Below are 21,827 nucleotides of genomic sequence, written 5' to 3' on the forward strand. Positions count from 1 at the left end.
TCGTTTGCACAAACGAGCAAAAAAATTTAAATGCCCAAATAATGCAAGCGCTTGCAATAAACTTTCTTAATAATTTTACAATATCCTTTCCAATCTAGCAATCCACCGCCGCCTATCAGCTTTTAAACAAATAGTGCTAAAAACCTACATTTAATACGATAAAAACAGTTAAAGGAATAATAAAGCTAGCAAATTTCATAAAATATACATAAACTGAAGGCGTTAAAAAGAAAGATTTGTCGAAAAGAAAGGGAAAATAGCATAAAAATAAGCAGAATGACCTATGATTTATTTTTCTTCTTAATCGTAAGAATATTAAATATCTTGTATTCTTTATTTATTACAACTCGAAAAGAGGTACTCTAACATGACTGATTTTAACCGCCTTTTCCGAGAGCGAATCGGCTTTCCTATAGATACACCAATCACGATGGGTAATTTGGACAACCTGCTTGAATTGACGGCCGCATCCCTCCCATTTGAAAACCAGTGCACATTGACTGGGAATCTTAGCGAATTAAATGAAGAGAGCCTGATTGAGAAAATCATTCATAGGAATGAAGGTGGTCTTTGCTATGACTTAAACGGAATCCTTTATTTATTTTTAAAAGATAATAATCTCGACGTGCAGTTGATTCGCGGAGCAGTATATGTTCCTGAACTTAATGACTACAGTCCAACTGGACACACCCATGTCGCTATCTTATTGACTGATAGAGGCGAGAGGTACTTGGTTGATACCGGATTTGGCGGGAATCTCCCGTTAAGGCCCGTTCCGCTCGGCAGTACTGAAATGAAGACACCGACTGGCGAGTTTCGGGTAAAAAACGAACAAAGTGAGTTTGGGGATTACATTTTAGAAATGAAGCTGAAGCATAAGGATACTGACTGGAGAATTGGGTATGCCTTTGATTCTGCACATCCAGTCCAAGATGTCAGGGAATTGAATGAGACAAAAAGGATTATTACAGAACACCCAGGATCACCATTTAATAAAAAGCCGCTGGTTACCAAAGTCACTTCTACTGGAAGCATGGTATTAACAGAAACTAATTTTACACAGTGGAAGAATGGACGGGTTACGAAACAAGAGATAGATTCACTGAAATTCAAGCAGCTGGCAAAGGAACACTATAATCTGGATATAAAATGAAACCTTCCTATAGTGTAAAACGTTAGTATAGTATCAAAAATGACAGGTGGATGGTTGAGAATGGATTCACGGGATTATTTATTGAATGAGTTAAAGGAAATTGAAAAATGGGAGAAAGACCAGAAGGGGTTATGGTTTTGGGAGAAGCTGACCCGGCTGCCATTCAAAATGCTTGATCGGTTCACCCCTAAGTTCGTCCAGGAAAAGGTCGGTCTCCTGCTTGACGAACTCGGAAGCTATATTCAAACCGGGGGCCAGTATTTATCTAATGAGAAGTCAGTATTTAATCACATCGAGAAGAAGACTGGCCGTCTGGTCAGGCAGCTTTCCGACCTTGAGAATGTACCAGTAGAGGAAATGAAAAAAGCATCATTGGCACTTGGCGAGCAGCGGAAAAAGGCAGCCGCCATTCAAGGTGCAAGCACAGGGATTGGCGGTATTTTTACGTTAGCGATTGATATACCGGCAGTTTTGGCACTATCACTAAAAACACTGCAGGATATCGCAATCATACACGGGTACGATCCCAGGGATAAGAAAGAACGGGTCTTCATCATCAAATGCCTGCAGTTCTCTTCAGCCGATGTAGTGGGAAAACAGGCCATTCTAAATGAGCTTACCGGTTTCAGCAACGAAAATAAATCACGCGAAGTCGTTTCCGAGCTTCAGGGCTGGCGTGAAGTCACCCTGACCTACACCGAATCCTTCGGTTGGAAAAAGCTGCTGCAGATGGTTCCGGTTGCCGGCATTGTATTCGGCGCCTTCGCCAACCGGTCGATGGTCAGCGACCTTGCGGAGACAGGAACCATGCTGTATCAGAAGAGACGGATTTTGGAGAGGCTGGAGAGGGATTTGGTTGAGGAAAGGTAAGGACTTTTGGTTTGCAAAGTAGTATTATCTGTTTTTCCGTATTCTCGGTTTTTCAGTATCTGTTTTATCTGTTGTTCGAATCCGTCCTACAGGTTTTTGAAAGCTTTGAGAAGGGGAGACCATTCGATGTCATCATCTTTGCAGCGTTATCTATTCTGTCCCTATATTTAGCTTTTAAAATGGCAAATGAGGGATACCGAGCTGCCAGGGCAAAGAATCTACAGGAGCTTCCATAAAAACAGAGCCGGAATATTTCAGGCTCTGTTTTTTAATAAGTGCTTCGCAGATTGTATCAAATAGTATGCAGCATAAGACAGTATAAAAACAAAACCCGCATCAATGAGGTTTAGGAAAAGATTATGTGTGTTTTTTTCCAAACCAATTCTTTCAAATAAGAGATCAATCATATCAATGAAGAAAACATGAATCGCATAGATTCCAAGAGAATTTCCACCTATTTTAGTGACCAACAAACCCTTTCCAAGCCCAGGTTTACTTAAGGCATATAGAAAGAGAAACAGCGTCAGGAAAATCGTCGAAAAGAAGTATTCACCGTGTTTGGCATCTAAATTCTTAAGCCAATAACCTTCCAACACCTGCAGGACGCCAAAAAAGCAAAATAAATAGAAGTAAATGCTCTGATTATATTTCCGCCATACTTGCAGCTCAGCAAGCCAGAATCCCATAACGGTATAAAACAGGCTGATATAAAGAGCAGCCCGGGTTGTGGTCACCGGCAGCTCATCAAAGATGGAATAGGACTGGCCAAAGAGACCGAGAAGATTTAAACATAATGAAATCACCAGAAGCAGCTTGATTCTTTTCATCTTAAAGAAGAGATAAACAATTACGATGCTCCACACCAATGAAATCACGAACCACAACTGGTACCCGCTTGTTCCCTGGCCATAATAAAGGATGTTAAGAACGTCGAAATTATCCATGTATCTGGACAGTTCCTTCTTCGTGTCTCCGTGACGAATTAAAATCCTGACAATATCATAGATGAAATAGAAGATCAGCCAGCTAAAATAGATCTTCAGAATTTTTGTTGCGTATTTTTTGAAATAAGAAAAGGATTCGGCATTCTTGTTCACCTTCAGCCCGAAAAAATAGCCTGATGCGGCGAAGAAAAAAGGTACCGCAAACCTCGTAATATTATCAAGAACGAAATATCCCAGCTGGTCATTGCTCGGGAATGTATGAATGATGACAACTGCCAGGATAGCGAAAAATTTGATGAAATCGATCGCGTAATTGCGCTGCATATTTTGCCTCGTGAAATTAGGATTTGCCCTTAGTATTAGCACCATAACCAGCTTTATGTGTATAGAAGGGAAGGCACTTGGGATAATAGAAGGCAAAAAGGAGGAGACGCACTTGAACACTGATAAAAGAAAACAAGAAAAGAACCAGCCCAGCCAGGATATAAAAAACGACATGCAAAATAACGACCAATCTCCTGCAAAATCAGATGGATTCCGGTATGATTACGATGATTCATCAGATGTGAATTAAAAAAGCCTATTATTCCGCTGCATTTAGGAATGATTTAGATCCAGTTTCGATGTATCGACCACTTTTGGAGATTTATCGAACACATTCCGGAATATATCCACCACATTTTAAAAAATATCGACCACATTTCGGAATATATCGACCACATTTATGGATATATCGACAACATAGAGGAAAAGCCACTCCACATCGCAACAGTCATGTGGATTTAAGAGAAATGGTACGTTCCCAATAAAATACTGACCCTGTCGCTTTTGAGCAAAGAGTATCAAGCACATGCTGGTACTCTTTTTTATGTTTGTTTTCACTCTGAATTCCAATTTGATTATTTTTGCCTCATGCTGATTCTACTAAAACATGTATTAATAATATTGGTTTTACGAGGAAAAAAGTTTCATTCCCACCTGATTCTGATAGTTTTTTGGCCTTAAATACTAAGTGGATTACACATTTTTCACTTTTTGCTGACATTGTCCTATACGGTTCCGCCCCTTGCTGCATTGAATGTAGTAACGATGGACAAGGAGGTGAAAAACAATGAATTGGAGTGAAATTTTCAAAATGAAACAAAAAGGAGGAAGCATTAAGATGGAAGAACAAAAAACAGCCATGCCGGCAGAGATTGTGAAAAAGATGAAAGAAAAATTGGAAGGAATCGATAAAAGCCAACTTGCAACTGGACAAGCTGAAGATGGATCATGTGAAGATTATTGGTGGTCACCTGTCTGTATTACACTTTGTGCTCCGTTATCAGGTCTGCCTTTCAACCTTGATTTTAGCCTTGAATCAGTAGATTGTAACTATGATGGCCACTGTAATACGCCTCAGGTATTTGTTGATGGAGAGCAAATTTGCGTAGTTCTGCCAGGGACTGTGGTTTATACTGTGATAGTAAATGATGATATGAGTATTTCGTGCTCATACGCAGGCTTTTACTATGAAGCTTTATAATAGCTGAAAGAGAAGGGGACCAGCTTCGCTTTTGGGGCCCTTTTTATGGAATGGCCTGTTCTGTTCTGCTACCTTAAAAATTCAATCACTATTCTTTCATCTAGTAAGCCTGTGGAATAATTATGAGATGCGTTTATAATTCTCGGAATGTCTATTATCAAACAGGCAGGATTTAGATAGAATATGAAGAATAGTATAAAAAAATTCAATTCTAAAGGAGTTCCTATGTCTAAAAAAGATTTGTTCATAGCGTCCTTGCTTGGTGGTGCGATTGGAGATGCCCTGGGTTATCCTGTTGAATTCATGAAACTGAATGAAATTCAGGCTAAATATGGTGAGATGGGCATTACGGTTCTTGAAATCGGTGAGTACACAGATAAAGTGCTGATTTCTGATGATACCCAAATGACTTTGTTCACTGCTGATGGCATGATCTGGGCTTACGATCGGATGAGCGAGCGCGGGATAGGGAGCTATGCAGGAAGCGGGATTTATCAATCCTATTTACGCTGGCTTTATACCCAGACAAGGGACTTGCCGGACGAGCATTATGACTGGCTGCTTGACCTTCAGCCTCATGAGGATAGTGGAAGTATATTAAACAATAAGGAATTGTTCTCGTTAAGGGCACCCGGCAATACATGTTTGTCGGCGCTTGAAAGCAATAAAATGGGCACGATTGAACAGCCGATCAACAACAGCAAGGGGTGCGGCGGTGTCATGCGAGTTGCGCCGGTCGGTTTATTTTTACATAAAAATCCTGAAACTGCATTCAGGGTGGCCGCGGAAGTAGCAGCGATCACTCATGGCCATCCGTCAGGGTATCTGGCAGCCGGAGCGCTCGCTGTCATCATTGCAGAACTGCTGAATGGCAAGAGCATACTTGAAAGTGCAGAAAGGGCGCTTGTCCTTTTAAAAAACTACCCTCATCATGAAGAAACATACGAAGCGATGGAGGCGGCGATTGAACTTTCCCGAAGTGATGAGGATCCTGTCAGGGCGATATCGCAGCTGGGAGAAGGATGGGTTGCTGAAGAATCACTGGCGATTGCTCTATACTGTGCCTTGAAGGAAACGGATTTCAAGAACGCTTTGATCATGTCAGTCAATCATGACGGCGACAGTGACTCGACAGGTTCGATCTGCGGCAACATCCTGGGTGCATGCTATGGTTTCGAAGCTGTGCCTCGGGATTGGGCAACTCAAATTGAGCTAAAAGAATTGATTATCGACACAGCGAGCAGGTTATATGATAGATATATGAATTGATCAATTAAGGGGGAATCCTGATGAATACATGGATTCTCTTTATTTTTAAATTGACCTGAAAAAGGAGAAACTCCTATGAAGCTATCCAATGAAAATCTGGAATTGAACGAGTTGAACGAAAGTGACACTAAAGGTTTGATTGAGCTGTCGGCATCAGTCCGCTGGGATTATGATGAAGAGGAAATAAGAACATTATTTTCGTCGGCCAAGAACATATACGGCCACAAAAACAATGAAGGGAAGATTGTTTCCAGTGCTGCTATCATCCCTTATGACAATAATCTCGCCTTCATTGGCATGGTTATTGTCCATAGCGATTATCGGGGACTTGGGTTGGGGAAAGTAGTAACACAAAAATGTGTAGATAATGCGTCTGGCCGTTCCATTTTGCTGATTGCCACAGCGGAAGGCAAACCGTTATATGAAAAGATCGGCTTCACGGTGGTAGACTCTGTTCACAAATACCTTTGCAGCCAGTATATTCCTGTCAAATTAGCACCACATAGCGGGTTAACAATCGAAGCAGTTAAGGAAGAAAATTTAGAAGAAGTAATCGATCTGGATGGAGCAGCTTTTGGTGATAAAAGGAGCCTTTTCCTTCGCAACAGGATTAAACAGGCTAATCAATGTTTAGTAGTCAAGAAGGATTCAAGAATAATTGGATTTGGCCTTTCCATATTGGGGCCTGTGAATCTGACTCTGGGCCCAGTGGTAGCGCCAGACACCGGAATTGCCGAATTAATCATCGACTATCTTGCCAGTAACCATAAAGGCAACTTGAGAGTCGATGTACCCTCAGGCAATGAGAAGCTGATGGCTTACCTTGAACAAACCGGGTTTATAAAGGCCAGCAACCCTCCGGTAATGGGAATCCATACGAATAAAATGCCTTACAGAAACAATACTCTATTCGCAATTGCATCCCAGGCTTATGGGTGATCATTGTCTAACGTAACATCAAACATTATACCATGCTGCCGATAGAAGCACGGAATTACTTTTCTGAAAAAAAGATAGTAAAACACCTGTCTCCGTTGTAAAATAAATTGAAAAATTGAATAGAGTTTGAGATTCGGTTTTGTCATCCATCTTGAATTACAGGAGGAAACAAGGGAATTTAAAAGATTAATGCTTTCGTTTATATATCAATCTGTTTTTCGAAAAATTTATAATAAAGAGGTTGATGAAAGTTGAGAATGGATGCTGTTGATGTAACTCCAAAAGAACCTACGATTTTTAATCATATCGGAAACAAAATCAAAACCGACGATCGTGAAATCAACATTGTTGCCAGAATGGAAGAACCATTAATCGTTATATTGGGAAATGTGCTAAGTGACGAAGAATGCGATGAACTAATCAAGCTGTCTAAGGACAAGCTAAAGCGTTCGAAAATTGGGAATAGCCGTGAAGTGGATGAACTGAGGACAAGCAGCAGCACGTTTATTGAGGAAGCCGAAAATGACGTAGTTGCGCGAGTCGAAAAAAGAATATCGCAAATCATGGGCATTCCAAATGAACATGGAGAAGGCCTGCAAATTTTGAATTATAAAATTGGCCAGGAATATAAAGCCCATTTTGACTTTTTCTCGTCAAATGTAAGCAACCCAAGAATCAGCACTCTTGTCATGTATCTGAATGATGTCGAGCAGGGAGGAGAAACCTATTTCCCTAAGCTCAATTTCTCAGTATCACCGCAAAAAGGCATGGCCGTTTACTTCGAATATTTTTATGATAATCAAGACTTGAATGACTTAACCCTGCATGGCGGTGCCCCAGTCGTCATCGGCGACAAATGGGCCGCAACGCAGTGGATGAGAAGAAAAAGTGTAAAATAGATTCCTAGAGAAGCATGGTGAGCATGCTTCTTTTTTTGTGTGGTCAAGTTTGGAATCAAACTTATTGTGAAGATTTAAATGGTACAAATGATCTTAAGGTGACTGAAGTGAGAGATAAAACCGATTTACGGTCACATAAAAGGCCAACATGTGCCCGAAGAGAGGGAGGAGACGGATTTACGGTCACATAAGAGGACAACATGTGCCCGAAGAGAGGGAGGAAACGGATATACGGTCACATAAAAGGCCAACATGTGCCCGAAGAGAGGGAGGAAACGGATATACGGTCACATAAAAGGCCAACATGTGCCCGAAGAGAGAGAGGAACCCGGATTACGGTCACATAAAAGGCCAACATGTGCCCGAAGAGAGGGAGGAAACGGTTTTACGGTCACATAAAAGGCCAACATGTGCCCGAAGAGAGGGAGGAAAGGGATATACGGTCACATAAAAGGCCAACATGTGCCCGAAGAGAGGAAGGAAACGGTTTTACGGTCACATAAAAGGCCAACATGTGCCCGAAAAGAGGGAGGAGACGGATTTACGGTCACATAAAAGGCCAACATGTGCCCGAAAAGAGGGAGGAGACGGATATACGGTCACATAAAGGTGAACATGTGCACTAAGGAACGAGGGATTATGGTATCATTTGACATAAAAAAGCCTGCAGACTAAATCTGCAGGCCACCTTCATATTAATCCAGATCGAGTGAGGTATCCTTTTTGAATACTTTCAAGACGATTAAGTAAACAATCCCGATTCCGAGCCAGGTAAATCCGAGTTGTTTGGAAAGGGGATCAAGTGAGATCCAGACATAACCGATGATAAGGAAACCGATTAATGGCAGTACCAGGTGTTTGAAATAATCCTTGCTCTTTTGCTTTTTGATAAAATAAATCACCATGGATGCATGAAGGAACAGGAATGCTGATAAAGCACCGAAGTTGACTACTGATGCCAATGCTCCAATCTGGGATGAAAAGAATGATGTTACGATCAGTGAGATTAGCGCGACAAGCAGCGTGCTTACATATGGTGTTTTGAATCTTGGGTGTACCTTTGAAAGGATCTTTGGAAGCTTCCGGTCACGGGCCATACTGTAAAGGATACGGGAGATGGCGGCCTGGGCTACTAATGCATTCGCAATACCCCAGGACAGGGCCGTTGCTAGTATCGTCGTCCATTTCAACCACGTTCCGCCAGCAATTTCGGCAATTTGATAGAAGGCAACATCAGCATTTTCAAAGCTAGTGTAATCTGGCCAGATCAACGCAGCTACCCATGTTTGGATGATGAAGAGCAGCCCCACTACGAGCAAGGAAAAGACGATGGCTTTGCCGATTGCTTTGCTGCCGCCTTTTGATTCCTCTGCCAAAGTAGAGATGGCGTCGAAGCCCAGGAAGCTTAGAACAGCGATTGATACTGCGCCCATTACAGTTCCCATGCTGAAATTATTTGCATCATATAATGGCTTCCACGTAAATTCTGCTCCATTTACACCCTTCATGACCGCGAAGATCCCGACAGCCACGAAAATGGACAGGACGATAAGTTCAGCGACAACAATGATCTTGTTCGCCTTGGCGGTAAACTCAATTCCCAATACGTTGACGACCGTGTTAATTGCAATAAAAATTACCAGCCAAACGATTAATGGAATGTTTGGTGCGACATCGTGCAATGCTGCCGCGCTGACTAAATAGAGGAGTGCAGGAATAAAAATATAATCCAGCAAGATCAGCCAGCCAGCGATAAACCCTACTGAATCATTGATTCCGCGTTGTGCATAGGCGTATACCGATCCGGCAATTGGAAAAGCTTCAGACATTCTTGCATAGCTTAAAGCTGTAAAAATCATTCCGACCATTCCAATGAGGTAAGCCAGGGCGACCATCCCATTTGAACCCTGGGCAACTGCTCCGTAAATTCCGAACGGGGCAATCGGCACCATGAATACCAAACCGTAAATCAGAAGGTCCCAAAATGTTAATGATCGTTTCAGTTCCTGTTTATATCCGAAATTTGTCTGGGTTTGAGTTGATTGCAGTTCAGCCACGGATTATACCACCTCTTTCTTGAACAGCTGGATGTTGTAGGCTTCGAGGATGGATCTTGGCACAAAGAACCTTGCTGTTTTAAGCGGGTCGACAATCTGGCTGATCTGGGCCTGGCCCGCCGCACTCATCAGCATCGTGAACTCAGCCAGAGATAAATCTGTCTGCGGCTGAAGCAAATCGATCATTTCTTCGACAGCTACATTGGCTGCCTCATCTAAAAGCTCTTTAGATACAAGAGTAGCGATACCTTCTTCGTTTTCCAATATAGGATGATTGATGCTGTGTCCTTTGATGACCTCCAGCGTGACCTTTACTGTTGCAGGAATTTCAATGCCGGATACACTGATTTCACCGTCACCCATCGCGGCATGAAGGTCACCTAACGCAAAAAGGGCGCCTTGGTGGAAAACAGGGAAGTATAGTGTGGCCCCTGTTGTAATCAGCTTTGTGTCCATGTTTCCGCCATGTGCTCCAGGTGTTCCATTATTGACTGCTTCACCTTCAGGGGCAACTCCGATTACGCCGATCATCGGGTTAAGAGGGAGGGCGATTTTTTCGTTAAAAATGGCTTTGTCATCCTTTACAGGGATGATTTTTACTTCGAATTTCTCCATGCGGTGACCCATGACACCGAGCTCCGGACCGACTACCATGACGCCCTGGTCTGCCAGCTGAATCTCATCAATTGTGACCTTTAAAATATCTCCAGGCTGTGCTTCCTCGACATATACCGGTCCTGTTGCAGGGTTGATCTGATTCCAGTCAATCGCGTTGAACGTCGTTTCTGCCGACTGGATTTGATTCTGGAAACAGTCGAATGTCTCAATTTCTACCTGCGAACCGGACTTCACTGTAAGCGCGGGTTGATTGTTTTTATCCATGGCATAAATAAATGATTGGGTTGATAACTGGGCAGTCATGAAAATCCCTCCTGAAATGTTATTTTTATTTTCTGAATAATTTTAATTTTAAACTTTTTTAGGAAGGGTTGTTTGCAAAATTTCAACCTGTTTTTGCACAAATTCATTTAAATTTGTTCCCAACAATGTGCACACAAATAGTTAGAGTGGCAGTTATGGGAGCAACCAGCCATATTTCTGAAATCAAGATACTGAGTGGAACACCTGCTATGCTCATCATTCCGACAGTCATAGCAAAGTGGCTCCGCGAGAAATTATTTTTTACCAATGCATAAAAAAATGGAACAGCCGCCGAAGTGAAAAATGAGATAAAGTAGGGAAGCCATTCAGTAAAGAATTCCGAAAGGTTGATGCATGTAAATCCAATAACAACTACCAGCACAATTCCAAATAAATAGGCTTGTTTTAAAGTATGATAGGACGATTGCTGATTATGGCTTGCTGTCCGGAGATGTAGAAACAGGCTGAGCAAGGAGTAAAGGGAATGCCCAGTACCTACTGCGAGCATGGCAATGCCAGTATAGACGAAAATATGTGACAATATGTTATTCGATCGAATGACCGATTTCATCAATTCTGTAGCTGTAAGAGTATCCGCATTCGAAAGCAAGTATATTGATAAACCTGTAAAGGATAGCAATAATGCAGTCCATGAAAAAGAAGAATATCGTAAAGCGGATATACGGTGATTCGGTCTGATGACACTAACTGATTCCCAGAAGTAGACGCTGGTGAAGGTTTGGCCGGCCATCACGAAAATGAACGTCAGGAAGCAGAGGATGTTTTCTATGATGCTCCCGTGGTAAAGTCCGTCAAAATTCCTGGTGATTTGCTGATAAACGATCCCGGTTCCGGTTCGTAAATAAAGGATCAGGACTGTGAAAGAAATGGTGAATAGTATGCCAATCAAAAGCAGGTTGCCGACTCTATTCACTCCTGACCTTCCACCTAAGCCAAATAAAACAAAACTGAAAATAAGGAACAAAAATATCCCCAGGCTCGCAGGCTGTTTGAAAAAGTCTTGAAACAACATGACCATCAATGTGGTCTGAATCAGGATGCTTCCGAGACTGGAAATTCCAAATAAAAAAAATGGGATGATGTTCTTCCTTTCAGTGTAATTCATTTGGTCAGGAAGCATTTCATCAATTCTTTCCTGGCTGCTTATCATGCTCCTTAGAATGATGTAAAGGAACAATGGAGAAATCAGAAAAATGAAGAAGCTGGATATCCCGCTCTTAACGGTAAAGAGAAATGGAAAAAGGAATGTTGCACCAGTCATATATGGAATAACCAGAGAATAGGTTCCGCCGCTCAAGCCTACTTCTTTTCTGTTCGTAAATTCATAAATACTGCGATGGCTTCCGATTTTGTCTATGCATAATATGACCAGGGTAAAAGCGATAAATAGAAGCAGATACCAATCGAACATCAATGATTCTCCTTGAATTGACTGGGAGTGGTCCCTTCAATTTTCTTGAACAAATTGCTGAAGTGATGCTGACTTGAGAATCCGACGTACTCTGCAATCTGAAACAGGCTCCAATCAGGATTTTCAATCATCAGCTGTTTCGCTTTCTGAATCCGGAAATGGTTGATGTAGTCAGTAAATTTCACACCGATTGTTTCAGTGAACTTTTTGCTTAAATAGGTGGGTGTAACAAATACTTCCCTTGCCAGGTCGGATAGCTGCAGCTTTTGATTGTACTTCTCATGGACAATCTCTAGTACCTTATTGATCAGGACGGATTTGGTTTGTGTGTATGCTTTTTTTTCCAGGAAATCCTCGATCATTTTGAGTAATTCTGATTCAATAACCGGTTTTACCAGATAATCCAGCACACTGAGACGGATTGCCTGTTTTGCGTAGCTGAAATCCTGATAAGCGGTTATCAGTACTACTTCGGTATTGATATCATTGATTCTTAAGTATTCACAAAAATCGAGCCCTGTGTCCCCGGGCAGCTGAATATCGACAAAGGCCAGCGGGAAAGAGTGATGATTCATTAATTGCTTGGCTTCAACCACATCTTCAGCAGTGAATATTGTCCAGTTTGGATATTGTTTTTTCACCAGATAAGTGAGCTGTTCAAGCTCCAATGGTTCATCATCGATTATTAATAGATTCATTGTGATTCCCCCGGTGTAAATGGCCAAATGGCTTTCACTTCCGTCCATTCTGGCTCTCGTTTCATTGAAACCTCTGTGTACAGTTCAAATAACAATTCCATCCGTTTGCGTATATTCTCCATGCCAGTACCATCCCCATCTGGAAGAGACTGTCCGGCATCATTCTCGCCATTATCCATTACCTTAAGGACAACCCAGTTACCCTCACGGCGCAAATCGATTTTGAGCCGCTTTTCACCGCGTTTATTTTCAAGTCCATGCTTAAAGGCATTTTCTACGAATGTCTGCACGGTGTAGGGCGGCAGAAGTGTTGGTGCGGCGTGTGCATCAATCATTATGTCTACTTCGAGTTTTTTGCCAAAGCGCAGCTGCTGGATGGCCAGATAGTTTTTGGTATGCTCCAATTCTTTTTCAAAAGGAACGAGCGATTCCTTGTCTCTATTTTGATATCGCAGGAACAATGAGAACTTCTCCATTGAATGAATGAGATCCTCATTTCTGTTCAGCCTCGCCAGTGACATCATCGCATTCAGGCTGTTAAATAGGAAATGCGGCCTGATTTGCTGGCTGAGCTGGAGATATTCCATTTGGTGAAGTTGTGTTTCCAGCTGGATTTGCTTATTTTCCATTTGCAAGTAATCAAACTCTTTTTCAAGCAGCTTAAGAATGCTAAGAATCGCCAAGGCTATGATTGGAATCAGGATACACAGGAAAATTATGAGCGAGAAAATGGCCGAAGTACCTATCATCATTGATTCAGTCCTTTAGAGAATTGCCTATTTTTCTATCTATCTTACTCTTTTTTCAAGATGTGGTACACACCCTTCGTGAGATTCGGTGCAATTATAAAAAGAGTCTTCGGAATAATTAAAAATGCTTACTAAAATAGCTATTAAAAGATTATGAGAAAGTTGTATAATGGAAAAATCAGTAAAGTGAGGTGGCTTCCATGGAACTATGGAATATATACGATAAATATAGGCATCTGACGGACAGGGTTCACGAAAGAGGGCAGGAGATGAAGCCAGGGGACCATCATCTTGTTGTCCATGTCTGGATTGTAAACGATGATGGCCAGTATCTGATTCAAAGGAGACAGCCGTGGAAAATTGGCTTTCCGAACATGTGGGACTGTTCTGCTGCGGGTTCTGCCCTCATGGGTGATGACAGTGAACAAGCTGCGATTCGGGAAACAAAGGAAGAAATCGGAATCGGCCTGGATATGGATAAAGGGGAACGACTATTCACAGTGAAGTTTTCTGAGGGTTTCGATGATATCTGGCTCGTCAGGCAAAATATCGCGCTTGAGAATCTTCAGCTGCAGGGGGAGGAAGTAGCTGAAGCGAAATGGGTAAGTGAAGAGGAAATAAAGGAAATGGTTGAAAAAGGCGAGTTCATTCCGTTTAATTATTTCGAACGGTTATTTGAAGTTGCCAATTCAGGGATCAGCTTAAAAAAGGCTTCAATTCATGATGCTGAGGAACTTTTAGCTTTGCAGAAAGAAGTTTTCCTGCCATTGTACAAGAAATATAATGACCATGAAACAAGTCCTGTAACGCAAACGATAGAGAGATTTTCAGAAAGATTCGAACAAGGGGATTATTATAAGATATTTTATCATGACACGCTCGCTGGAAGCGTCCATGTCCATGAAAAGTCTCCTGGGTTAATGAGGCTTCGAATCATCAATATTTTAGACAGGTTCCATAACAGGGGCATTGCCCAGCAGGTCATGAAACGTCTTGAGCTGATGCATCCTGAGGCGGATGCCTGGGAGCTGGATACTATTCTTACCGAGGAACGCAACTGTTATCTTTATGAAAAAGTGGGATACAGACGAACCGGAGAGGCCAAAACGATCAACGATGATCTCACGCTTATCCGTTACCTGAAAAATTCCAGCCTGAATAAAATCGAAAGTATTTAAGCAGGCGCCCGGAAAAAAAGGACCCCAAAAACAAAGAAAGACGGCTCTCCATAGATTGGAGTAAGCCGTCTTTTTTTGAGATAAGAAAGTTAATTATCATTTCGAGAAATGTCCAGCTTCAGCGCCTAACCCCTCGAGTCGCTTGTCTAGTTTCGCCTCCTAGAAACTCCGAAACTTCAACTCCGTCGGCAGAAGCAAAAAGCGCTTCTTTGTCGGAGTCTCCAGTTTCTGCGTTTCTTGACAGTCGGCTATACTTTTCGGTTCCGGTCTGCCCAATGAAGTCAAAGAACGACTTCACCGGTCAGCCCTCCAGCGCTTGTCGGGGCTGACCAAGGCGCTTACGCTTTTCTGATTACTTAATTCCTTTCATGTATCCCTGAATCTTTGGAGACATGATGAACAGGATGATACCCAGGATGATGGATGCTCCACCGATTGTTCCGAAGTAAGTCATTTCTGTTTCTGGCGAATAGAACTTAACGATTTGAGCATTGATTGCTTGTGCTGCAGCACTTGCAAGGAACCAGAGGCTCATTGTTTGTGCAGAGAAAGCAGCTGGTGCCAACTTGGTAGTAGCTGAAAGTCCAACAGGGGAAATCAGCAATTCACCAAATACAACGATCAGGTAGCTTAGCACAAGCCATAGAGGGCTTACTAGTGCATCTGAACCTGTGAAATATCCTGGAATCAGGATGACAAGGAATGAAAGACCAGCAAAAATCAATGAGAAAGAGAATTTCTTTGGAATTGATGGCTGACGGTCACCAAGCTTTACCCAGAATCCCGCAAAAATTGGTGCGAAGATGATGATGAATAATGGATTCAGTGACTGGAACCATGCTGGAGAGATCGTCATTCCAGCGAATTCTAATTGTGTACGCTTGTCCGCATAGTTAGCAAGGATTGTTGAACCCTGCTCCTGGATTGCCCAGAACATTACAGCCGCCAGGAACAACGGAATGTAAGCAACTACACGTGAGCGTTCAACTTCAGTTGTTTTAGGGCTGCGGTACATAACGATAAAGTAAGCAGTCGGAATTAAGATACCAAGAATTGTTACTAAGTTAATAAAGCTTTCAAATGTTAAAAGTCCAGCAGGAATTAAAATAGCACTTAAAATACCGATTGCAATGATCGCGATAGCAAAGATTGTAAATGTTTTCTTCTTTTCAGATGGAGATAGCGGGTTTGGCACCGCTGTACCAGCAAGACCCAAATTGTTTTTCTTTGTCAAAAGGAATACAACTAGTCCAATGAACATACCGATTGCCGCAATAGCAAAGCCATAATGGAAGTTGTATGCATCAGATACTGCCCCAACAATAAGTGGAGAAAGGAATGCACCTGCGTTGATTCCCATGTAGAAGATTGTGAAACCAGCGTCGCGACGAGCGTCAGTTTCACTGTACATTTCACCAACGACAGTTGAAACGTTTGGCTTCAATAAACCTGTACCAATTACAATGAGAACCATTGATAAGAAGAACATTGTTACGTTTCCTGGAATCGCAAGCGCGATGTGACCCAGCATAATCAGTATTCCGCCGTAGAACACAGCTTTAGATGTACCGAAAATACGGTCAGCAAGCCAGCCGCCAATGATTCCTGACATATATACGAGTGAGCCGTAAATGGACATGATGGAAAGTGCTAATGTTTCATCGAGGCCCAATCCGCCTTTTGATACTTCATAATACATGTAGAATACAAGGATCGCTCTCATTCCGTAGTAAGAGAAACGTTCCCAGAACTCTGTGAAGAAAAGTGTGAAGAGACCTTTAGGATGTCCGAAGAATCCTGTTTGAGGCACACTATCCACAATTTTCTGCCTATTAAGGTTTGACATAATTACCCCTCCCTGTTTTTCTATTTTAGGATACTTTTCGATGTGTGAATTGTCAAAAACAATATTAGGAAACAATCGTTTAAAACGTTGATTTAAAAGGGTTTTTACACATTTTTCACATTAAAGAAAGTTTATTAAAAATCATCTAATAATTAAGAAAAACCCCAATAATCAGGTAATTTAGCAAAAAATACCATGCATGGCCAGATTTTATTTACCCACTTAAGAAAAATCCAAACAATTACTTTAGGTGAATATTAATTAGGTGTCAGGGTATTCAAAAAATAACGGCATTCCAAAAGGAGGAGGAAAAATGAAAAATAATTATGGGAGATTTGGCTTGATGGTCCTGACATCCACAATCATCATGTTGATTCTCATGTACTTAAATGTCTACAGTATAGACCATGTATTCTTCAGTGAAACAAGATTGTACATGGCCTTGATCATGGGAGGTGTTATGGCGATTGTCATGCTGGCATTCATGCACAAAATGTACACGAATAAGAAAATGAATTTCGGGATATACGCCGGCAGTGCCCTATTAATTGCAGTCTCCCTGTTTCTCGTACGCAGCCAGGCCACCGTAGACGATACATCCTGGATGAAGGCGATGATTCCACACCACTCCATTGCCATTTTGACAAGTGAACGTGCCAATATCGAAGATCCGAGAGTTCGCAAGCTCGCAGATGACATCATAGAAGCACAAAGAAAAGAAATAAGTGAAATGAAGACGTTAATTAAAGAGCTTGAAGAAAAGGAGAAATGATAAATGCTAGAGTTTAATCCTCGTGATTAAACTCTTTTTTTGATTTTAATTTCCTAATCTTTAGGAGATTTATAGGGAAATCAAGGGGAATTCTGTCGAAACAAAAATATTTTTCATGGGTAAAAAGGACGAGGTAAAAGGAGATTTAAATCGAATACAATTAATTGGAAAAATAGAATGCACTATTTTTCTATTAAAAAAAGTGGGGGAAGATGAATGGCCAAAAAGGTAGTGTTTTTGCTGTTATCGCTGGTTTTTGTCATGTCTGCAGTTCTGGGAAATGTCAGTGCTGCACCAAAGAAGGAAGAAATCCCATCAGCTGTTAAGGGATTAATAAAGGAAAAAGGGAAATCCTTCAAAAACAGTCTGGTTATCTTGCAGGAAAACGGAAAACGGGATCGTATTTTTACAAGGACTGACGGATCCGGTACTTTCACAGCAAAATTATCTGACGGAACATACGCTGTAAAAGCCATCAAAAGCAATAAGGAATGGTTTAGTACAAATGAAAGTTTTGCAGTAAAAGAAGGAAAGATTAAAGGGTTAAAAAATGGGGAAATTCACCTTTCAGATAAGAAACAAAAGAAAAAGCCTTCCTCTCAAGAGAGCAATTTCAGCGGCGTTCTCAAAGAAGGCGACAAAGGATTGAAGGCTGATTTGGTCATGGCCAGATACAGCGATTATGAGGAAGAAATGTATGTAGTATCTTCAAAAAATAACGGAAGCTTCTCAGCTTACCTGCCTGATGGCACTTACTATTTATATGGAGTGGAAGAAGCTGGCGGATTCTACCGCTATTCAAAACAGTTTACTGTGGTAGATGGAGTGGTCCTGTTCGATGGTGAACCGAAATCATCACTGGAAATAACCCTTCCTGTGAAGGCTCATAATGGTAAAGTCACTGATTCTTCAAAACCACTATCAGATGCAGCTATTATGTTGGAGAAGAGAGTTAGCGGTGAAGAATACGACAGTGAATTCATAGAGTATGTTGCTGCCAATAAAAAGGGTGAATTCGTGTTAAGAAAACTGGAAGATGGAATCTATTCCGTCAGTGTTGACCATGCTACCTACTCAGGTTGGAACCAGTTGACCTTTGAAGTGGTGGATGGAGAGATTTTTATAGAAGGGGAAAAAGTTTCATCCCTTCAAATCGTCGTTCCTAACTTGAATGTTAAAGGGACACTGACAGATGGAAAGAAGCCGATTGCAAATGCCTACGTTATTATAGAAGGTAATGAATATGGCTTTGGTACTCCTGTTGACACAAAAGGGAACTTCCAGTACCGCCTGGCTGATGGGCAATATGTGATTTATATGGTTGATGAACCATATCGCTCCACTATGGTGAACGTATCTTTTGAAATCAGGGATGGGAAAATGGTTCAGGATGGAAAGGTTGTATCCTCGCTGAATATTGTTTTGCCGCCGGTTACTTTTTCAGGGAAGTTAGTGGAGGACGGAGTTTCCCTGCAGGGGGAAGTTGCTGTCGAAACTCTTTCGGACGATGGCAATTATGAATCGTACTATGCCATGACAAACGAAAATGGAGTTTACTCCATGCGCTTGAAGGATGGGAGTTACCGGGTAACACATGGTTACTTATTCGAAGAGGGAGAAGAAATCTTTCTATCACAAGACTTTGAAATCAGTAACGGTAAATTGTACGTCAATGGTAAGGCACAATCTCTTCTTGAACTGGAAGTACCGCCAGTCAGTGTGCATGGATTGGTGAAGGACCAGGGAGAGCCGGTAGCAGATGGTCATGTTACTGTCACTTCAGAGGATAATAATATATATGTTGGCAAGCAAATCAATCCGGATGGAACCTTCACCATGCGGTTGCCTGATGGTCAGTATCAAATTAGAGAGATTTATTTAGAAGGAACGAGCGCTCCTATGAATCTTGCATTTTCAATCGAGGATGGCAAATTGTATGTCGATGGAGAGTTGCAGGAGGTACTGGAGGTAAATGTTCCTCCGGTAACTGTAACGGGTACCCTTTCCGAATCAGGGGTCCCAATGATGGGCGAATTATATGTCATGGAAATGAATGAAGCTGATATGCCTTTACAGGCGTGGAGCATGACAAACGAAGAAGGAGTTTTCAACTTCCGGCTCCCTGATGGCCAGTATCAAGTGAGAGACATATATCTTTTCGACGGTACGTCGTTCAACCCAAATGTTGAGTTCAGCGTAGAATCTGGAGAATTATATGTAAATGGAGAAAAGAAGGAGCAGCTTGGTCTTGAGGTTCCTCCGGTTACAGTAACAGGAACGCTGACTGATGAAAGTACACCTGTATCAGGGAGCATGACAATTACGGATACCAACAATGAAGAAAATCCCTACTATACTTCGGCATGGGTAGACAACGGAACCTTCCGGCTGCGCTTGCCTGATGGGGATTACAAAGTTTCCGATATCTATATAGAAGATGGAACATCCTTTAACCTTGGGACAGAATTCAGTGTTGTTTCCGGACAGCTTTACATCAATGGGGAATTCGCTGAGAGCCTGGATCTTGCCGTACCTGCTGTCAGTCTGAAAGGCACCTTGTATAATGGCCAGGATCCAGTAAATGAAGGCCAGGTTACCATTATTACATTGGATGGTGTTGAGGTAACAAACAGCTGGGTTTATAACGGCTCATTTAACGGGCGTCTGCCGGATGGCGAATACAAAGTTTCACAGGTAGCAGACTATCAAATAGGCTGGTTTAATTTTGATCAGCAATTTACGATTCTGGATGGCAAAATCTATGTTGATGGCCAGGAAGTAGAATCCTTAAGCCTAAATGTGCATGATGGTTGGCAGGAACCTTAAAATTCTTCATGAACCTATTCCTCAGGGAGTAGGTTCTTTTTATAGTTAAACCGGTCGCGGACAGGGCGCTAATAGAGCGTTTAGTTGCCCGGAAAATCCAAAGTCAGGGAAAATATTAGTGACCAAAAAAGATTCCGGAAAAAAGGTCACCAATGAAACAATTATAACCAAAAAGGAATTTTAATTTTTTTAGAGAAAGTAAATATAAAAATAACTGGTGGTGAGGGCGATGGAGGGTTTCAGTTACAAGGATTATGACGGGCTAGGTCTTGCTGAGCTGGTAAAAAGGAAAGAGGTTCAGCCTATTGAACTGATTGAGGAAGCCATCAGGATTACTGACGGTCTGAATCCAAAATTGAATGCAGTGATCAACAAGATGTATGAGCAGGCAAGGAAGACAGCGGGTCAGCAAATGACTGGTGCTTTTGCAGGCGTACCCATGTTCCTTAAAGATATCTCGCAGGAAATTGAAGGGGAACCGATTACTGCCGGTTCCAGGGCATTTTTAAATTACCGGGCAAAAGCAGATTCGGAGTATGCAAGACGTCTGCGCCGGACCGGGGTGGTTTTTCTCGGTCAGACGAATGTACCAGAGTTCGCCTTGGTCGCGGTGACGGAGCCTGCTCATTATGGGCCGACCCGCAATCCGTGGAATCTTGACCGCACTCCAGGCGGATCCAGTGGAGGTTCAGCAGCAGCCGTAGCTTCTGGAATAGTTCCGATTGCTGGTGCCAATGATGGCGGGGGTTCGATTCGGATTCCCGCTGCCTACTGCGGATTATTCGGGCTGAAACCGACCCGCGGCCGTACCCCGGTAGGACCTAATTCGGGGAGGGCATGGCAGGGTGCTTCGGCGGAACATGTCCTTTCACGTTCAGTCAGGGACAGCGCAGCAATGCTGGATGCTCTTCAAGGACATGAAAAAGCTGGTGCCTTTTCTGCTGTGCCATTTCAGGGAAGCTATCTTACGGCGGCAAGCATTCCCCTATCAAAAAAACTGCGTATTGCTTTTTCAGTGAAATCGCCAATTGGGACTGAGGTTGATGCTGATTGCAGGGAGGGGGTCCTGAAAACGGTACGGCTTCTCGAATCAATGGGTCACCATGTTGAAGAGGCAGATGCTCCAGTGGACGGCCATAAAATCGCGAAAAGCTATTTGACCATGTACTTCGGGGAGACGGCTGCTCTTTTAGCTTCATTAGAGGAAGTGCTTGGACAAAAAACGGCTGCTTCTGATGTCGAGCCAACGACCTGGCTGCTTGGCCTGCTTGGCAAGGCAACATCCGCAGAGGAATTCGTTTTAAGTTTAAGAGAATGGGACAGGGCAGCTTTGCAGATGGAAACCTTCCATGAAACCTATGATTTTTACATCACACCGACCACAGCATATCCGCCAGCGAGAATAGGCGAACTCGAGCCATCATCCTCAGAAAAATTTCTTATTAGCACTGTTGGGAAACTGGGAATAGGGGGCGTTTTAAAAAAGGCGGGAATCGTTGACCAGATTGCCCAGAAGAACCTGGCTAGAACGCCATTTACACAACTCGCCAATCTGACAGGCCAGCCAGCAATGTCGCTGCCTTTGCACCACACCTCGGATGGTCTGCCTGTGGGAGTGCAAGTCATGGCGGCTAGAGGACGAGAGGATTTATTGCTGCAGCTGGCCGGGGAGCTCGAGCAGTCTGAACACTGGATAGATGTGAAAAGGAACCCTTTGTTTTAGCGAATCACTTTGACATCAAATTTTAA

The 21,827-nt window shown here is 42.4% G+C and carries 18 protein-coding genes; 11 read left to right on the top strand and 7 right to left on the bottom strand.

Translation table 11 applies throughout. The features are described 5' to 3' along the window. Positions 1–367: 367 nt before the first annotated feature. The gene (locus B5X77_RS03500) at positions 368–1,153 is read left to right on the top strand and encodes an arylamine N-acetyltransferase family protein (protein WP_079505138.1); all 786 of its coding nucleotides are present in this window, start codon (positions 368–370) and stop codon (positions 1,151–1,153) included. A 60-nt stretch (positions 1,154–1,213) separates the two neighbouring features. Next, positions 1,214–2,023: an EcsC family protein gene (locus B5X77_RS03505; protein WP_079505140.1), complete on the top strand. Its 810-nt coding sequence runs from the start codon at positions 1,214–1,216 to the stop codon at positions 2,021–2,023. 254 nt (positions 2,024–2,277) lie between these two features. On the opposite strand, the gene B5X77_RS03510 is transcribed toward B5X77_RS03505, so the two are convergent. After that, complete coding sequence (locus B5X77_RS03510) at positions 2,278–3,291, bottom strand: acyltransferase (protein ID WP_176167220.1); 1,014 nt, start codon at positions 3,289–3,291, stop codon at positions 2,278–2,280. Positions 3,292–3,403: 112 nt separating this feature from the next. Between B5X77_RS03510 and B5X77_RS23180 the strand changes: the two genes are divergently transcribed. The 5 genes from B5X77_RS23180 (at position 3,404) to B5X77_RS03530 (ending at position 7,599) form a co-directional block, all read left to right on the top strand. Then, positions 3,404–3,541 (top strand): hypothetical protein, encoded by a 138-nt coding sequence (locus B5X77_RS23180; RefSeq protein ID WP_176167221.1) that lies wholly within the window; start codon positions 3,404–3,406, stop codon positions 3,539–3,541. A 537-nt stretch (positions 3,542–4,078) separates the two neighbouring features. Continuing rightward, a complete protein-coding gene (locus B5X77_RS03515; protein ID WP_079505144.1) occupies positions 4,079–4,492 on the top strand; it encodes a hypothetical protein in 414 nt (137 codons plus the stop codon). A gap of 225 nt (positions 4,493–4,717) precedes the next feature. Further along, complete coding sequence (locus tag B5X77_RS03520) at positions 4,718–5,761, top strand: ADP-ribosylglycohydrolase family protein (RefSeq protein ID WP_079505146.1); 1,044 nt, start codon at positions 4,718–4,720, stop codon at positions 5,759–5,761. 75 nt (positions 5,762–5,836) lie between these two features. Continuing rightward, on the top strand, positions 5,837–6,700 hold the full coding sequence (locus B5X77_RS03525; RefSeq protein ID WP_079505148.1) for a GNAT family N-acetyltransferase: 864 nt from the start codon (positions 5,837–5,839) through the stop codon (positions 6,698–6,700). Positions 6,701–6,957: 257 nt separating this feature from the next. After that, a complete protein-coding gene (locus B5X77_RS03530) occupies positions 6,958–7,599 on the top strand; it encodes a 2OG-Fe(II) oxygenase (protein ID WP_079505870.1) in 642 nt (213 codons plus the stop codon). Between the two features lie 695 nt (positions 7,600–8,294). Here the strand turns inward: B5X77_RS03530 and B5X77_RS03535 are convergent. From B5X77_RS03535 to B5X77_RS03555, 5 genes are all read right to left on the bottom strand, one after another. After that, a complete protein-coding gene (locus B5X77_RS03535) occupies positions 8,295–9,656 on the bottom strand; it encodes an APC family permease (protein ID WP_079505150.1) in 1,362 nt (453 codons plus the stop codon). Positions 9,657–9,659: 3 nt separating this feature from the next. After that, positions 9,660–10,577 (bottom strand): acetamidase/formamidase family protein, encoded by a 918-nt coding sequence (locus B5X77_RS03540; RefSeq protein ID WP_079505152.1) that lies wholly within the window; start codon positions 10,575–10,577, stop codon positions 9,660–9,662. Between the two features lie 103 nt (positions 10,578–10,680). Then, positions 10,681–12,009 carry a hypothetical protein gene (locus B5X77_RS03545; protein ID WP_079505154.1) on the bottom strand — a complete coding sequence of 443 codons (1,329 nt, stop codon included), beginning with the start codon at positions 12,007–12,009 and terminating at the stop codon, positions 10,681–10,683. Further along, a complete protein-coding gene (locus tag B5X77_RS03550; protein ID WP_079505156.1) occupies positions 12,009–12,707 on the bottom strand; it encodes a response regulator transcription factor in 699 nt (232 codons plus the stop codon). Before B5X77_RS03550 ends, B5X77_RS03545 begins: the two co-directional genes overlap by 1 nt. Then, positions 12,704–13,459, bottom strand: coding sequence for a sensor histidine kinase (locus B5X77_RS03555; RefSeq protein ID WP_139378291.1), 756 nt, complete (start codon positions 13,457–13,459; stop codon positions 12,704–12,706). The genes B5X77_RS03550 and B5X77_RS03555 overlap by 4 nt, the downstream gene beginning before the upstream one ends. 197 nt (positions 13,460–13,656) lie before the next feature. On the opposite strand from B5X77_RS03555, the gene B5X77_RS23185 reads away from it, so the two are divergent. Further along, positions 13,657–14,634, top strand: coding sequence for a bifunctional NUDIX hydrolase family protein/GNAT family N-acetyltransferase (locus tag B5X77_RS23185; protein ID WP_079505158.1), 978 nt, complete (start codon positions 13,657–13,659; stop codon positions 14,632–14,634). A gap of 352 nt (positions 14,635–14,986) precedes the next feature. Here B5X77_RS23185 and B5X77_RS03570 read toward each other — a convergent pair whose 3' ends face one another. After that, entirely contained in the window at positions 14,987–16,480 is a 1,494-nt protein-coding gene (locus tag B5X77_RS03570) for a peptide MFS transporter (protein ID WP_079505162.1), read from the bottom strand. A gap of 313 nt (positions 16,481–16,793) precedes the next feature. Between B5X77_RS03570 and B5X77_RS03575 the strand changes: the two genes are divergently transcribed. The 3 genes from B5X77_RS03575 (at position 16,794) to B5X77_RS03585 (ending at position 21,801) form a co-directional block, all read left to right on the top strand. Further along, positions 16,794–17,252 carry a DUF305 domain-containing protein gene (locus tag B5X77_RS03575; protein ID WP_079505164.1) on the top strand — a complete coding sequence of 153 codons (459 nt, stop codon included), beginning with the start codon at positions 16,794–16,796 and terminating at the stop codon, positions 17,250–17,252. A 216-nt stretch (positions 17,253–17,468) separates the two neighbouring features. After that, a complete protein-coding gene (locus B5X77_RS03580; RefSeq protein ID WP_079505166.1) occupies positions 17,469–20,078 on the top strand; it encodes a carboxypeptidase-like regulatory domain-containing protein in 2,610 nt (869 codons plus the stop codon). Positions 20,079–20,307: 229 nt separating this feature from the next. Beyond that, positions 20,308–21,801, top strand: coding sequence for an amidase family protein (locus tag B5X77_RS03585; protein WP_079505168.1), 1,494 nt, complete (start codon positions 20,308–20,310; stop codon positions 21,799–21,801). Positions 21,802–21,827: the final 26 nt, after the last annotated feature.

It is taken from the genome of Mesobacillus jeotgali, from assembly GCF_900166585.1.
GTDB lineage: Bacteria > Bacillota > Bacilli > Bacillales > Cytobacillaceae > Mesobacillus > Mesobacillus jeotgali_A.